Source organism: Caballeronia telluris, assembly GCF_001544495.1.
In the GTDB taxonomy this organism is placed as follows: Bacteria; Pseudomonadota; Gammaproteobacteria; order Burkholderiales; family Burkholderiaceae; genus Caballeronia; species Caballeronia telluris.
Genome location: NZ_FCNZ02000058.1, coordinates 1 through 14318, shown reverse-complemented (window position 1 = coordinate 14318; position 14318 = coordinate 1). Strand labels below are relative to the sequence as shown.

Genomic DNA, 14318 nt, shown 5'->3' with positions numbered 1-14318 from the left:
CGCCCCAAGGGTGCGCTGCGCCGGGCTCACGCCCGCCCTTGACTCGCTAGACCACCCACTCGGAATTCAAAAGAGGCGTTATTGTGCACTCAAGAGTAACCGGGTGCGTTCGCGTGTGGGAATAAGCCGTTCGTGATGCATAGCTACCGCCTCGTCAAGCGTCTTGCAGAGCTGATCCGCGTTCCTAATGGCCGGCAAACGCCTCACGGGATGCGCTACCTCGTTGGTCGTCAGGATGATCGAGCCGGTGCGGAACAGGCGTTGCCACCATGGGTGGATCGAGGTGATGCACTGAATCCGAGAAAGCTCGAGAGTCGACACACGGCGATGTAAAATGCCCTGAGTCCAGGTAATTCGTGCAGTATCGATGACGATTCGGGTGAACGCGGTCTTGATGAACTGCAAACTGACGCCGATCAATACCGCGCCGGCTTGTGCAAGCAGCAGTTTCCATTGAAGCGGGAAAGAGTTCGATGTGCAGACATGTATACCGCCAATCATTGCCATGACAACGCCCCCTTTCAGGAGCGCTGGAAGGTTGCAGGCCTGCGAAGGTGCGCCACTGAAGATCACCTGGTTAGCCATCGCACAAATTCCTTTTTCTGACCGATAGATCTGGTCGTCCGCCGAAAAAGGCAGCGCTGCCTGATTCGGTTGCGCGTCGGCGAACTGACTGCTGACCGGGCGACGATGCTATGAGGGTTACGCCATGCACAGCTACATGGGGTGATTGTAGCGCAGTGATTTTTGCACCGGCCGCACTGGACGTCGGCGCGAAGAAAACATCGGCAGTTCAATGATGGTCATCCTCTAACTGATGGCGGACAGCCAGCATTGTGACCGTTTCGCTGTTCGCGGACGTCGGCTCCTTCATGTAGAGAGACGAACCAGCGCACCCTCGAGATGATATCGATGTCGCCGCTTTTGCCGTCCTTTCCGGTGGTGTTGCGTTGCATGTTCGATGTCGGCACATTGCAGTCTCTGACGCGGCCGGAGCAGATAGCGGCCTCAACTAGCTGAACAATCGAGTACATAGTTCACCTCGGCGCGCGACAAGCACTCCAGTAGACGATAGTGTAGAGTCGCGTACGGCGGCCCGATAAGGGGCGCAGGTTCCTCTTGCCGGTGGTCAATCGGCGCGTACCGACGTAAGCGGACAATGTGGGAAGTGGGGCTCCGGTGCAGGTTGTGGGTAGGACCGAAGAACGGCTGTTCACCGTCACATCATCATGTTGAAAGAACGACCTTTTGAACAGCAGGTGCACTTGTATCTTTGAGGTGCGTGAAACGCGTCCCGCGAGCCACGCAACCACGCGCGCTGCATGCACCAGCGCACTCATTCCGCGCGGACTCGCGCCCGCCAGTACGAGTCGATTCATATCGACGTCGTCGAGCGCGATGCCGTATTGTGCGGGCCGTTCGGTCGCTTCCCAGAGTTGCAGCACGTATCGTTCGATGGTTTCGCTCGCGCGCAAGCTGCGCTGGATCGACGCTGCCACCGCGTTCAACTCGCGCCACGCAAACATACCGTCAGGCACCTGTTCGAGCGCGGTATCGACGTCATGGAAATGCGGTTCGAACGCGAGGCGGCTGCGAATCGCGGGCTCGGGAGGCGTCGTCATGTTCAGCTCGAACATGAAGCGGTCGCGCGCGGCGGACGCCAGTTCGAAGGTCTCCTCCTTCTGGACCTTGTTGGATGCACGCGACTGAACGCGGACACGGAACGCTCCGCCATTGCGCGCAACAAGAGCGATTGCACCTGCGGCCGCGCGCGGTTGATCTCGTTGAAGAAGAACGTGGTGAGGCGCTCGCCATGACGCAGCAGCGGACCGGGATCGATGCGCGGCGGGCCTTTCGCATCGACATAAGTGTGATGGATGAGATCGCCCGGCATCAGGTCGATGGCGCCCTCGACCCGCTCGAACTCGCCGCCGATCGCCCGGGCGAACGCACGCAGCAGCGTGGTCTTGCCGACGCCGACGTCGCCTTCAAGCAGCACGTGTCCGCGCGCGAACAGCGCCACCGTGATGAGGCGCGTCACCTCCGGCTGGCCGACGACCGCCTGCGCAACCACCGCTCCTAGTTGCAGCGCGTTGCGGTGCCAGTCCTGCAACGCTTCGTCAGACAACATTAGGCTTCTACCTGTCAGCGGCGAGCTAATAGGAAAGTCTCATGCCAAAAGTGTTGCGTTCGATGCAGCCGGCGTCAGCAAGCGCGGTCCGGGCACAAAAAATACAGAGTGTCACGTAATCGCAAACTTAACGGCGACACACTCTGATCAATTCGGCGCTTTGAAGCCTCATGCATGCCCGCGAAACTTCGCGCACATCCTGAACGTATCCTCCGAGACCGGCACTTGTTTGGCGCGGCAATAGCGCGTCGTCAGCTTGAGCAGTTCCTTGATGTCGCGTCCGCTCGCGTGCGGATATGCGTTCGCCAGCGTTTCGATCAGGCCGTCATCGAGATCCGCGCCCAGTTGTTCAGCAAGCAGTTTCCACAGACGTACCGCATCGGACGCCGGCGGTATCTCGTACTGGATCTTCGCGATGCAGCGCGACAGAATCGCATCATCGACATCGTCGATGCGATTGGTCGTCATGAACAGCAAGCCGTTGAAATACTCCAGTGTGCGCAAAAACTCCGCAACGATCGCGTTATGCTCGAGGTCGTTGTCGCGGCGGCGAATGTAGACGTCGGCCTCGTCGAGCAGCAGGATCGCATCCCAGCGCACCGCGCGCTGCAGGATGGCCGACAGCGTCGTGCCGACCGACGCCGCCGTCGTCCCCAACTGCCCCGAATGCACGCGATACAGCGGCTTGCCGACCACCTCCGAATAGACCTCGGCGGTCAGCGTCTTGCCGAGACCGGGCGCGCCCTGACAAAGGATCGTCGTGCCGCCCGACTTGCCCGCGACGAAATCCTGCACGAGCACCTCGTTCTTCGACGTGAGAATGTCGATCAGGTCGCGATGGTGGCCCGGCAGCACGAGCTTGTCGCGCAGTTCGGGCTGGTAGCGATACTCGGCGACGTGCGCCACATGCGCCCAGACCGCGCGGTGCCACTCCAGATGGAATAGGCACAGATAGCAATGCAGCGGAACTGCGTCGAAGCCGCTGTCGATGCTCGCCGCGCGCCAGAAGCCGGCGTCGGCCGTCAACTGGAAGCGGCGCTCCAGCGTTTCCTCGTCGTTGACGCACTTCGCGCTGGAGCCGTCGACGATGCGCGTCAGTTCGGCCACGCCCTTCGCATCGATCGTGAAGGCGGCCTTTGATACGACGAACTGCCCGCCGAAGCGCGGCTGAAACCTCATGAAGCGCTCCGCCTGCCGCTCGTATTCGCGCTTGAACTCCGCGCATTCCTTGTAGAAGCCGAACTCCGCGAGCAGCTCCGGAATCGTGCGATCGACGATGTCGTGACGGTAGATCACGAGCGAAGTCGTCATGCCCGAATGGCGCATGTGCGGGTCGGTGCGCGGCGAGTTGGCGGCCTGCATCGTGTTCGCCAGCATGTCAATGACGACATACGGCGCGCCCTGATCCGGCTCGACATGACGCATGCGGTGCACGAGCCACGGCAGCAGCGTGGCGTCCTTTGCACGGCAGTAGAGCCACCCGTCGATTGCATCGCGCGACAAATAGGCGATGAGCCCTGGCACGACATGCTCCAGCGACGGAATCGTCCGGGCATGCGGCGCGTTGTGGATGTTGTCGAGCGCGAGCATCTGAAACATCAGCGCGCTCTCGTTATTCGCGCGGCTCAACGAGTAGAGCGTATTGAGCGACCTCGAATCGAACAGCGCGCTCGACACCATCATCCTGCCGTGACACGCGCTGTGCTCATGCAATTGCCGGGCGAGCGGCGATCCCGATTCGATCATGGCGAGCAGCGGATGAACCAGCGATTCCGGTATTTCAAGATCCATACAAGCGCTCCCGCTAGTTGAGGAAGAACTGGATTGCCATGCTCACGACGGCCGGCTGGATCGCGTGCGGCCCGTTGAATTCGATGTAGTGCACGTCGTAGCCCGCTGCCTCGAGCTTCTGCGCATTCACGCGCGCGCTCGTCTCGACAGGCAGTTGCTCGTCGCTCAAGCCGTGCGCGATAAAGACCTTCGGCGCGCCCTCCTGCGTGAACACCGACATGAAGCCGCCCGACATCGCGATCACGTGGCTCGCGACGTCGCCATTGGTGATGCCGATCGACAGCGCGTAGCTCGCACCGTCGGAGAACCCAGCGAACGCCAGATGACCGGGCGCAATCGAAAAGCGTGACGTCACTTCGACTAACGCCCGCCGCAACCGCTCCAGATCCGGGCCGCTTCCACCGACCACGATATCCCAGGTCGGATACATCGAGTGCGGCGCAAGGATCAGGAATTTCTCACGATCGGCGTGTTCTTCGACGAACGGCAGCACTTTTTCCGGGAAGCCGCCCGCGCCATGAAACATCACGAAAAGCGGCGTCGGCCGATCTGTATCGAGTCCGGACGGAACGTAGAGCACGGCGTCGCGCTCATAGGCGATACGGAGACGGTTGCGACCCGGCGGCAGCGGGCTTTTGACCGGATCGGCGGGAGTGAAGGAGAGTCGGCCGAGGAGCGAAGGATCGAACATTGGGGCCCTTGTTGGAGTCTGCCAAAGTGCTGATATTTAATATATCACAGCATGCCGCCGTCTCTTTATATGAAAAGCAGCGAAGGTCGTACGGCCCGCGTCGCTGCCGTCCCCGTTCGCCGCATCCGCATCGCGGGCGCCTACTCGACCCTCGTGCTAATCGCCCAGAAGTGTTCAGCGCGAAGGCGGGCCTCGGCTGTCTCATCAACTACTCGCAGTTCACCTTTGGGGTCCCGAAGATGTACGCGGGCATCATCACATTGGCGCTGCTCGGGCTCGTGTGCGGTCGCGTGGCCCTGCTCGCCGAGAGGCGGCCGCCGCATGGAAGGAGCAAGAATGAGCGCGAACGGCAGACCACGCGTGGGCGAGTGGAATGCACAACACCCTGGGCCGCGCGCACTGAGCAACGCGCGACGCGTCCGCGTTCACATCAATACGAGCCTTCATTGTTTGGCGCGCAAACGCCCGGTGAAGGACCGGCCCAACGTTCACACAATGACAGGAGCACCACGAGCGCCGACAACTGGATCGCTCGATCGAACCCGGCCGCACGTCGAGCAACCCAAGGCGAATTATCGAAATACCACACGCTGGGTGATCTTGTCTTCGTGTCGGGCAAGTCGGCAAACGGCGCGGTCGACCGCAGGGCGCCGCACGGCAGGCTCGGAGACACCCCGACGCTCGCGGATGGCGTTCGCGCGCGAGGCGGCGCTCGAACTGCTGCTTCTGCGGGGCGACGAACTCGGCAGCCTCGACAAGGTAAGGCAGGTGCTCGACCTGCAAGGCATTCGTGAATGCGGACGCTTCGTTCGAGGATCATGCGAAAGTGCACGACGGCGCATCGGATGTACCCGCCGAAGTGCTGGGGGAAGCGGGCGCGCATGCCTGCTCGGGGTGTTCGGCGCAGTCTCGCTGTAGGGCGGCCAGCAGGTCATTGTGCGAGCCGGTGTGGGCGTGAGCGCATAGCGGGTACCCGAGCGCGGCTCAGCGCTCGGGTACCCGAGTGTGGCGCGGCAGTCTGGATGAGAGGCGCGCGACAAACAGGATGAGAATGTCGCGGCGAGGTTGATGATGCCGTTGTTGATTGACGCTGACAAGCGATTAAAGTTGATTGACGCGCGTTCGTTGATTGACGCTGGGCAATGTCGGATTAGATTGTGCGTCAGGCGACGCGTGTCATGATTCGTTCTCCAGAGTCGCCGGCATACCGACATTGTTTGGCGTGGCATAGCGCGCAGGACGTCCTGGCCCCTGCTGTTTGCGCTGCATGGCGGTCCGCCGCCGGTAGCTTTCGACGTTCATCTCGAAGATGGTCGAGTGATGGACCAGCCGGTCGACCGCGGCGAGCGTCATGGCGGGGTCGGGGAAGACCTTGTTCCAGTCACCAAACGGCTGGTTGGCGGTTAGAAGAAGGGATCGGCATTCGTATCGGGCGCTGATCAGCTCGAATAGCACGGAGGTTTCGGCCTGATCCTTGGTGACGTATGCAAAGTCGTCGAGAATGAGCAGGTCGAAACGGTTCAGGCGGTTGATGGCGGCTTCGAGCGCAAGCTCGCGACGTGCAACCTGGAGCCGCTGCACAAGGTCGGAGGTGCGGGTGAACAGGACCTTCCAGCCTTTGTCCAGCAGGCTCAGTCCGATCGCCGACGACAGGTGCGATTTGCCGCCGCCGGGCGTGCCGACCATGATCTGGTTGGCGCCTTTGCGCAGCCATCCACCGCCGGCACACAGTGCCGAGACCTGTGCTTTGGAGATCATTGGCACTGAATCGAAATCGAAGGTCTCCAGCGTCTTGCCCGGTAGCAGCCGGGCCTCCTTCAGATGGCGTTCAATACGACGTCTGTCGCGTTCGGCAATCTCTTGTTCAGCCAGCGCCATGATCAGGCGTGCCGCAGGCCAGCCCTCCTTGTCGGCGCGCTCGGCGAAGGCTGGCCAGAATCTCGGCGGCAAGCTGTACCTCGCCGGCGACGGCGCGATCCGCGACAAGGAGACTGGTTACTTCACGATCACCGGACGCATCGACGACGTGTTGAATGTCTCCGGCCATCGGCTCGGTACGATGGAGATCGAATCTGCGCTTGTCGCCAACGCGATGGTTGCGGAGGCGGCTGTCGTCGGGCGTCCGGACGAGACAACCGGGGAAGTGGTGGTGGCATTTGTAGTGCTTAAAGGACCGCGCCCCGAAGGCGACGCAGCGGAAAAAATCGCGAGCGAGTTGCGCGCATGGGTCGGCAAGGAAATCGGACCGATCGCAAAGCCCAAAGAAATCCGCTTCGGGGAGAACCTGCCAAAGACACGCTCGGGCAAGATCATGCGCCGCTTGTTGCGCTCGCTCGCAGCGGGCGACGAGATCACGCAGGACGTATCGACCCTCGAAAATCCCGCCATTCTGGACCAGCTTCGTTGAGCGCGGGAGCGCTCGTCGCGGCGCCACGCAATACCGTCAGGAGCAGAGTATGAGTACCGCATCGATTCAAATGAAACTGGCGAACCCGGCGCCGCTGGGGCTAGCCGGATTCGCGCTGACCACCTGGCTGCTGAGCATGATCAACGCAGGCTGGTTCTCGGGCGATTTGATGGGCCTCGTGTTGGCCTGCGCGCTCGCGTACGGCGGCACGGCGCAAGCGATCGCAGGCGTGATGGAACTGCCGAGAGGCAATACGTTCGGCGCGACGGCGTTCTTGAGTTATGGGGCGTTCTGGTGGTCGCTTGCACTATTTATCGCGTTCTTTCATGGCAAGGTGCCTGCTGCCTTCATCGGCTGGTATCTGTTCCTTTGGGGCGTCTTCACGTTCTACATGTGGCTCGCCACCTTCCGCTCGCCGCGCGCGCTCCAGTTCATCTTTGTCGCGTTGTGGATCACGTTCCTCCTGCTCGCCGGTGGCGAATGGACGGGCTCGGTGGCGCTGCGCATGGCGGGCGGGTACGGAGGTCTGCTCACAGCGGTGCTTGCGTTCTATCTGTCTGCCGCTGATGTCATCAACGAAGTATATGAGCGGACCGTATTTCCGATTGGCGAGGCGCGGACGTTCAGCCGGCACGCGGTCAGCCTTTAGATGGACGATGCCGGAAAGCAGCCACGCTACGGGTGGTTCAGGAACATGTCGATAGGAGCGTCACCATGGCTACACCTTTTCCCTGTATCACCGATTTCAGCAAGATGCTGGAGAGCTTCAAGTTTCCCGGCGTCGATATGACGTCGTTGCTGGAAGCGCGACGCAAGGACGTCGAAGCTCTCGCTGAGGCCAACGCGCTCGCGTATGAGGGAATGCAGGCGCTGGTTCGAAAGCAAACCGAAATGCTCAATGCGAGCGCGCATGAGATCCAGGCGGCAGCGGGCCGTATGGGCGGAGAAGATCCGACGGAGTCGATGGCAGAGCGGGGAGCGTTCATCCAGCAGTCGCTCCAGACCGCGTTCGAAAACATGCGAGAGCTTGCCGAGATGGCACAGAAGTCACAAACGGAAGCGTTGGCCGCGATCAGCAGACGCGCCGAACAGACAATGCGCGAGCTCAAGGCGCTGGCGAACCGCACATAAGGAACAGGGGCTTCACCGGCGGCGGCGGAGAAGGCGCCGCCGGGAAAACCGATTTATATGGCCTTTAAATCGGGGAGCAGCCGGTCGAATTCCCGCTTCACGACGCGATAACACTCACAGACGCGCTTTTCGAGCCCTGGCCGGTCGAGCACCTGGATGTGTCCATGACCGTATCGAATCAGCCCGGCGTCTTGAAGCTTCAGTGCTGCCTCCGTTACACCGGAACGCCGCACGCCAAGCATGTTCGCAATGAGTTCCTGCGTCATCTTCAGTTCGTTCGATGGCAGGCGGTCCATGCTGAGCAGCAGCCACCGGCACAGTTGCTGGTCGATCGAATGGTGCCGGTTGCAAACGGCGGTCTGTGCCATTTGCGTGATCAGGGCCTGCGTATAGCGCAACAGCAGCCTTTGCACGGGGCCGGCGCGGATGAATTCCTGCTTCAGAATCTGTGCGTCCACTTGGAAGGCCGCTCCGGCGCTTTGCACGATTGCTCGGCTCGGCGTCGTTTCGCCGCCCATGAAGAGCGCGATGCCGATCAGACCCTCATTGCCGACGATCGCGATCTCTGCGGACGCACCATCCTCCATCACGTAGAGCAAAGATACGATCGATGTCGTAGGGAAGTAGACGAAGCGCTGGCGGTCACCTGATTCATAGACGACCTGCCCCAATGTCATGTCGACTGGAACCAGATGCGGCGCTAGGCGGGCCCTTTCCGCTACGGGCAAAACTGAAAGAAGGTGATTTTCGTCTAAAAGTGGATCGGCAGGCATAGCGGTTCCTCCGGTTCGCCAGAATCGCGAGATAAGGGAGTCGGCAGACTGCGATCATGAAAATGCGTCAGCCGGGCTCGCGGCCGTCTCAAGGAATCGAACCATAGCACCCCGCGCGTGATCATTTCGTGCTCAAAGTATAGCTCTCTCCGCGCCGCGGGCCGACAGGACGATCCGGGCGGGCGAGGCCGTGTTCATGCGGCCATGCGATGGTTTTGTTTATGAACCTCAATCGCGACGATACAGACGCGCCGCGCGCGGCTCGGTTCGACGTGAATCAAGCAACCAGCTAAAGGAGAGTTTCGATGAAGGCACTCGTCTACCACGGCCCCGGCACGAAGTCGCTCGACGAGCGGACCATGCCCGAACTCGCCGCGCCGACCGACGCCATTGTCCGGGTCACGCGCACCACGATCTGCGGCACCGACCTGCACATCCTCAAGGGCGACGTGCCGACGTGCGAACCGGGACGCATCCTCGGACACGAAGGCGTCGGCGTGATCGAGCGCGTGGGCACGGCGGTATCGTCGCTCAGGCACGGCGATCACGTGCTGATCTCTTGCATCTCGTCGTGCGGGAAATGCGAGTTCTGCCGACGCGGCATGTACTCGCACTGCACCACGGGCGGTTGGATACTCGGCAACAAGATCGACGGCACGCAAGCCGAATACGTGCGCATTCCTCATGCCGAAACGAGCCTTTACCCGATCCCCGCCGGCGCCGATGAGGAAGCGCTCGTGATGCTTTCCGACATCCTTCCGACCGGCTTCGAATGCGGCGTGCTGAACGGCAAGGTGCAGCCCGGCTCGACCGTGGCGATCGTCGGCGCGGGACCGATTGGTCTCGCCTCGCTCTTGACGGCGCAGTTCTATTCGCCGGCGCAGATCGTGATGATCGATCGCGATGCGAACCGGCTTGAAGTCTCGCGCACGTTCGGCGCGACGGCGTGTATCGATATCGGGCAAGCGGACGCTGTCCCGGAGATCATGAAGCTGACCGATAGCGCGGGCGTCGATTGCGCAATCGAGGCCGTGGGCGTGCCGGAGACGTTCGAGCTGTGCCAGTCGATCGTCGCGGCGGGCGGGACGATTGCGAACGTCGGCGTGCACGGGGTCAAGGCCGACCTGCACCTCGAAGCGCTCTGGGACCGCAACATCACGATCACGACGCGCCTCGTCGATACGGTCAGCACGCCGATGCTGCTCAAGACTGTGCGGTCGGGCCGGCTCGATCCCAACAAGCTGATCACCCACCGCTTTCGCTTGGACGACATCATGAACGCCTACGAGACCTTCGGCCACGCCGCCGATACGCATGCGTTGAAGGTCATCATCGAGGCGTCCGGGTGAGTTGTATCCCAAACGGTAGGTCTGTGCTCACGCCAAGCCGGAACGAGCAGTACACTCGGTCTATTGCCACGCTTCATGCTTGGCTAGAACGATCGTCCAGTGACGAGTTTCGCTTTGTTCATTGCCGCGCATCTGCATGGCGTCTCGTGCCGCAGATCTGACTGGCGGCTTGCCGCCACGACCAGGCTTTGGAGGGAATGATGGAAACCATGAAGCCCGACTCGGCTACCGCTTCGCTCGACCGTCCGACAGTTGATCACTTCCGCTTCCATCGTCCTCACGCGCACCTTGCTTCCGCGTTTGGCAACGACACCTTCGCGCTCAAGGCGGAAGCCTTTGCGCGTTTTTTCGGAACGCCCCTTTTCCTGGGCACGCAGACAGCCATTGTCGCTATCTGGATCAGCGTCAACGTCCTCGGTCTTACAAGGTTCGACGTCTATCCATTTATTCTGCTCAATCTGGCATTCAGTCTCCAGGCAGCGTATGCAGCGCCGCTCATCCTGCTAGCCCAGACGCGACAGGCAGCACGCGACACAGTGCACGCCGAGGCTGACGCACAACACAGAGAGGCGCTTGCTGTCGCGAACGAGCAGCGGCAGGAGATCGCAGCCCAGAACGCGGTACAACTGCTGGAGCTGCTGCAGCGAAACACGGAGTTGACAGAACTTGCTCAGAAGTTAATTCAGCGGGTAGAGACTCTGACCGCCGAGTTGCACGAGAAGCTCGTGCAACGAGATTCGGCGCCGTAATATGGTGTGGTGTTGCGCGGGTTCTAGCCGAGCGCATTCTCGGGAGCACTCCGGTACGCGCGGCTGTGGATCCCCCGTCCACCACGCCACACCGACAAGGCAAATCAGGCGGTATGGTCAGAGTGCGAAGAGCTGGGGATAGTAATGGTATGGCGCTGGATCAATCTAACACCACGCAACGGTGGTGTCGATCTGATTCCAACGTTCAGTCCACGGGACGCACGTTGAGCTGGTGCTAACGGCCATCTCCGGACGTCTGTCCGCGCCTTTACGGGGGCATTCAAATGTTGGCTCGGCGCCAGACAGCGGTCCCTCCTGCGCAGAACATGTCAGTCGCGTTTCCGGCCAGCACTCAACGCACGACCATTCTCGCCACGGCTACCCCGTCGACGTGGCAATCGTGCAGAGGAGCTTCGTGCATCTTCACCGCGCCCGCGCAGCAAGGCGCGCAATCATCCGATCAGCCATCGCGCGGTCGATGACTTCGAATGAGCGGCTCGCGCGCTCATAGGCATACATGTCGCCAGTCGCGATGTCAAACCACCAGCCGCTCAACACCAGCGCGCCCGCAGTGACCTGCTGGTGAACGATCGGGTATGTCATCAGATGCTCAAGCTGCACAAGTACGTTGAGTTGCGACAATTGATCGTGCGGTTTCAGCTTGTCATTGAGCGGACCTTCGTGTTCGAGGCGAAACGCCGCGTTGTTCGCGTGGTACAGCCATTTATCGAGGTTCGGCGCTTTTAGCTTGGCGTTGCGCGTATATACGGCTTTCATCGCACCGCACTCGGAATGCCCGCACACAACAATATTCGCGACCTTCAACACCAGCACTGCGTACTCGATCGCGCTTGCCTCGGAAAGATCACCGGTAGAGACCCCTTCCGCAGTGGCCGGTGGTATCAGGTTCCCGACGTTGCGCATCGTGAACAGATCGCCCGGATGGGTCGAGGCAAGCAGGTCCGGCACAACCCGGCTGTCCGAGCACGTGATGAAGAGCGCATCAGGCGTCTGCGCGAGCGCAAGTTCGCTGAACTGCTTCGCGTAGTGCGGCAGCATTTTCTCGCGGAATTCAACAATCCCCATTATCAGTTTGTCCACGGTTTTGCCTCCTAAAGGGCTAGTCGCTTGCCGTCGAGCCTGCCGAACCTCCAAGCCCTTGCGAGTCGGGAATACGGGCTAACGCCAGGTCCTCCGGAAATGGGTGCGTCGAGACGATCGCGCGATCGAGCAGGGTCAGCTCGACGCGCAACGCGTCATGACGATGTTCCGGCAGGCTCTGGATTAGATTTTCTATCGCCGCGCGCAGCCGCCGCGCGATTTGAATGCTGCCCGCGCCGTACTGTCGTATCTCGCGAAAACTGATATGTACGAAGTCTTCCCAATTGGGCGTCCGCAAGATCACGCGTACCCGCCCCGACCTATCCGCCATCTCTTCAATGTGAAGAGACCGCTTGCCTACCACGCGCAATAGTCGGTGCAACTGGTCGATCGCAAGCACGGCCGTCGTCGGATCGTTGATCGCCGCGGACAACGCTTTTAGCGCTATATCGACCAGGATGCGAAACGCGAACATAGGGTCCTGCTCCATCGTGCGTTCCGTCCCGAAAGCGACCAGTGTGCGGAGCCTGCTCTCATCGATGGCGCCACAGTTCCCGTACAAATAGAATAAGGGTTCGTCCACCGCAACGAAATCACCGACTTGCGGCACGAATTCGATAACTGAGCCAGTGCGCCGCGCCTTGGCCACCAGCCTTTCCAGGTTCACGGCCAGAACGATGCCAGATTTGCCGCTGTGACGAACAATGCGATCAGGTGCGCCTCGTTCGTTGTCGCGTTCCGGCGAGGTAGTTGCACCCCTAGTCAGAGCGGGATAAACGCTCTCTATGACCGCCAGCCCGTGCTTCCCAACGCCTGCTACCAAGCTTACGGGACGCAGAGATTTCGCGGCGTAGTCAATCAGGAAAAGGAACGCGACGACGGAAGCGAATCCGAATAGCGCTGCGATAAACACTTGAAGCTGGTGTACCTCATTCTCACCCATCCAGCCCAGCGTTCTATCGGCGAACAGCATTGTGAAGACGAACAATCCCGAGATGCTACGGATGATGTTATCGCGCAGCAGGGTCGTCGCGATGATTCGCGGAGTGTACTGCCCGCCGGCGATCTGGATTGCGACGAGCAGCGAACCGAACGTAAAAACCAGAAACCCCATGTCTGCGGAAACGATGTCACCCAGTAACGACCGCGCCCCAGTCATGGACAGTCCAAGAAAACCGGTTTTCGGATCAAGGATCGCTTGCCTGATCATCCACCTACCGAGCATTTCAGTCAGAGGTTTTACCACGGCATAGATCGCGACTGCGATGAGCGGCACAGTCCACAGCGAAGATCTTAGGTAGCTCTTTAAGCTGTACCAGCGATTCCAGTCCATGTTCGCTCTCTCCCTACGATCCATATTGCAGCGGGAGACCAAAGGTATTCGCGGTTCGCCAGGTGGCATGCGACGGAGGCCTCCCGACCGGGCGCGCGCACGGATGCGCTTAACCCACGTTCACTTCCCCTCCGACCGTCGTCTTGGCGTCCCGTCGGCGTTAGGCAGCGCCGCTGAAACATCCAAACCCCCCGTTTTGCATGCACGAACTGCACCGGCGCTAGGACGACACCGTCGCCCCTGTCAACGCCCGCGACATCGGAGGGCCAGCACTGCCAGCAGGTGAGTTGATCTGCCGTTCCAGTACTGTCTGATTGCGCGGGTAGGGGTCGGATTGCTTCCGCAAAGGAATCCACCGGTCATGGGGAATTCCGCTGGCGTGGACGAGGTTTACGGACAAGTGAACCTTCCCGAAATAATCAGACACCTGAACTTCCGGCCGGTCAATGAGACCTTGGTCCAACAGGTCCGTGTTTCCAAGATGGCGCCTCGATGGATTCCGGAATGACAAAGGCTGACGGCGTACGGATGCGAGCAGAGAAGCCACGCCGATCGAGGCACCGCGCCAGGGCCTCGGTCGACCCCCAAAATTTCGCTTGACACGATTTCAACGGTTTTCCTGAAACTGCGAATAACGGGGCAACGATTCGCCAGCCGACTTGATGTGTGGATGGCCGTTAAACACCTCAAAGCGGCCGTAGAGGTGACGCCGAGTTGAATGCCGGAGAGGGTCGGCTGCCGCGCGTCGTGTCAAGCTGCGAGCGGTCTGGAACTGCGGCGCAATGCATCTACGCAGTCGCCGGGACATTTGCGTCGGCTCGTCCTCGGCCACCCTTATAATCCGGCATGACTCCATTCATCT

11 protein-coding genes and 2 pseudogenes are annotated in these 14318 nt (G+C 60.7%); 5 read left to right on the top strand and 8 right to left on the bottom strand.

Annotation, left to right across the window (positions count from 1 at the left end):
* Nucleotides 1–78 precede the first annotated feature (78 nt).
* The 5 genes and pseudogenes from AWB66_RS30945 to istB all read right to left on the bottom strand — a co-directional run bounded on the left by AWB66_RS30945 (nt 79) and on the right by istB (nt 6599).
* Nucleotides 79–585 (bottom strand): PH domain-containing protein, encoded by a 507-nt coding sequence (locus AWB66_RS30945; RefSeq protein WP_087633819.1) that lies wholly within the window; start codon nt 583–585, stop codon nt 79–81.
* Nucleotides 586–1289: 704 nt separating this feature from the next.
* Nucleotides 1290–2131 (bottom strand): annotated as a pseudogene (locus AWB66_RS30940) (AAA family ATPase); the annotation flags it as partial.
* Between the two features lie 168 nt (nt 2132–2299).
* The gene (locus tag AWB66_RS30935; RefSeq protein ID WP_087633818.1) at nt 2300–3922 is read right to left on the bottom strand and encodes an ATP-binding protein; all 1623 of its coding nucleotides are present in this window, start codon (nt 3920–3922) and stop codon (nt 2300–2302) included.
* 13 nt (nt 3923–3935) lie between these two features.
* On the bottom strand, nt 3936–4613 hold the full coding sequence (locus AWB66_RS30930) for an alpha/beta hydrolase (RefSeq protein ID WP_087633817.1): 678 nt from the start codon (nt 4611–4613) through the stop codon (nt 3936–3938).
* 1176 nt (nt 4614–5789) lie between these two features.
* The gene (gene istB / locus AWB66_RS30920; RefSeq protein WP_087633822.1) at nt 5790–6599 is read right to left on the bottom strand and encodes an IS21-like element helper ATPase IstB; all 810 of its coding nucleotides are present in this window, start codon (nt 6597–6599) and stop codon (nt 5790–5792) included.
* Between istB and AWB66_RS30915 the strand changes: the two are divergent.
* From AWB66_RS30915 to AWB66_RS30905, 3 genes and pseudogenes are all read left to right on the top strand, one after another.
* Nucleotides 6487–7020: pseudogene (locus AWB66_RS30915) on the top strand (AMP-binding enzyme); the annotation flags it as partial. The gene istB and the pseudogene AWB66_RS30915 sit on opposite strands and share 113 nt — an antisense overlap.
* Before the next feature lie 49 nt (nt 7021–7069).
* The gene (locus AWB66_RS30910; RefSeq protein ID WP_200819116.1) at nt 7070–7669 is read left to right on the top strand and encodes an acetate uptake transporter; all 600 of its coding nucleotides are present in this window, start codon (nt 7070–7072) and stop codon (nt 7667–7669) included.
* A 65-nt stretch (nt 7670–7734) separates the two neighbouring features.
* Nucleotides 7735–8151, top strand: a complete 417-nt coding sequence (locus AWB66_RS30905) for a phasin family protein (protein ID WP_087633816.1) — start codon at nt 7735–7737, stop codon at nt 8149–8151.
* Nucleotides 8152–8204: 53 nt separating this feature from the next.
* Here the strand turns inward: AWB66_RS30905 and AWB66_RS30900 are convergent, their stop codons facing one another.
* Entirely contained in the window at nt 8205–8924 is a 720-nt protein-coding gene (locus AWB66_RS30900) for a Crp/Fnr family transcriptional regulator (RefSeq protein ID WP_087633815.1), read from the bottom strand.
* 305 nt (nt 8925–9229) lie between these two features.
* Here AWB66_RS30900 and AWB66_RS30895 point away from each other — a divergent pair, with 305 nt between their 5' ends.
* Together AWB66_RS30895 and AWB66_RS30890 are read left to right on the top strand one after the other, a co-directional pair.
* A complete protein-coding gene (locus AWB66_RS30895) occupies nt 9230–10273 on the top strand; it encodes a zinc-dependent alcohol dehydrogenase family protein (protein WP_087633814.1) in 1044 nt (347 codons plus the stop codon).
* 200 nt (nt 10274–10473) lie between these two features.
* Nucleotides 10474–11022, top strand: a complete 549-nt coding sequence (locus AWB66_RS30890; RefSeq protein ID WP_407642346.1) for a DUF1003 domain-containing protein — start codon at nt 10474–10476, stop codon at nt 11020–11022.
* Nucleotides 11023–11445: 423 nt separating this feature from the next.
* On the opposite strand, the gene AWB66_RS30885 is transcribed toward AWB66_RS30890, so the two are convergent.
* Nucleotides 11446–12123, bottom strand: coding sequence for a carbonic anhydrase (locus tag AWB66_RS30885; protein ID WP_087633813.1), 678 nt, complete (start codon nt 12121–12123; stop codon nt 11446–11448).
* 19 nt (nt 12124–12142) lie between these two features.
* Nucleotides 12143–13456 carry a DUF2254 domain-containing protein gene (locus tag AWB66_RS30880; protein WP_087633812.1) on the bottom strand — a complete coding sequence of 438 codons (1314 nt, stop codon included), beginning with the start codon at nt 13454–13456 and terminating at the stop codon, nt 12143–12145.
* Between the last annotated feature and the right edge of the window lie 862 nt (nt 13457–14318).

Bases quoted from the DNA above. Each gene is read 5' to 3' on its own strand.
- AWB66_RS30930 (WP_087633817.1), bottom strand. From the start codon at position 4,613: ATGTTCGATCCTTCGCTCCTCGGCCGACTCTCCTTCACTCCCGCCGAT.
- AWB66_RS30890 (WP_407642346.1), top strand. From the start codon at position 10,474: ATGGAAACCATGAAGCCCGACTCGGCTACCGCTTCGCTCGACCGTCCG.
- AWB66_RS30910 (WP_200819116.1), top strand. From the start codon at position 7,070: ATGAGTACCGCATCGATTCAAATGAAACTGGCGAACCCGGCGCCGCTG.
- AWB66_RS30900 (WP_087633815.1), bottom strand. From the start codon at position 8,924: ATGCCTGCCGATCCACTTTTAGACGAAAATCACCTTCTTTCAGTTTTG.
- AWB66_RS30880 (WP_087633812.1), bottom strand. From the start codon at position 13,456: ATGGACTGGAATCGCTGGTACAGCTTAAAGAGCTACCTAAGATCTTCG.
- AWB66_RS30905 (WP_087633816.1), top strand. From the start codon at position 7,735: ATGGCTACACCTTTTCCCTGTATCACCGATTTCAGCAAGATGCTGGAG.
- AWB66_RS30895 (WP_087633814.1), top strand. From the start codon at position 9,230: ATGAAGGCACTCGTCTACCACGGCCCCGGCACGAAGTCGCTCGACGAG.
- AWB66_RS30935 (WP_087633818.1), bottom strand. From the start codon at position 3,922: ATGGATCTTGAAATACCGGAATCGCTGGTTCATCCGCTGCTCGCCATG.
- AWB66_RS30945 (WP_087633819.1), bottom strand. From the start codon at position 585: ATGGCTAACCAGGTGATCTTCAGTGGCGCACCTTCGCAGGCCTGCAAC.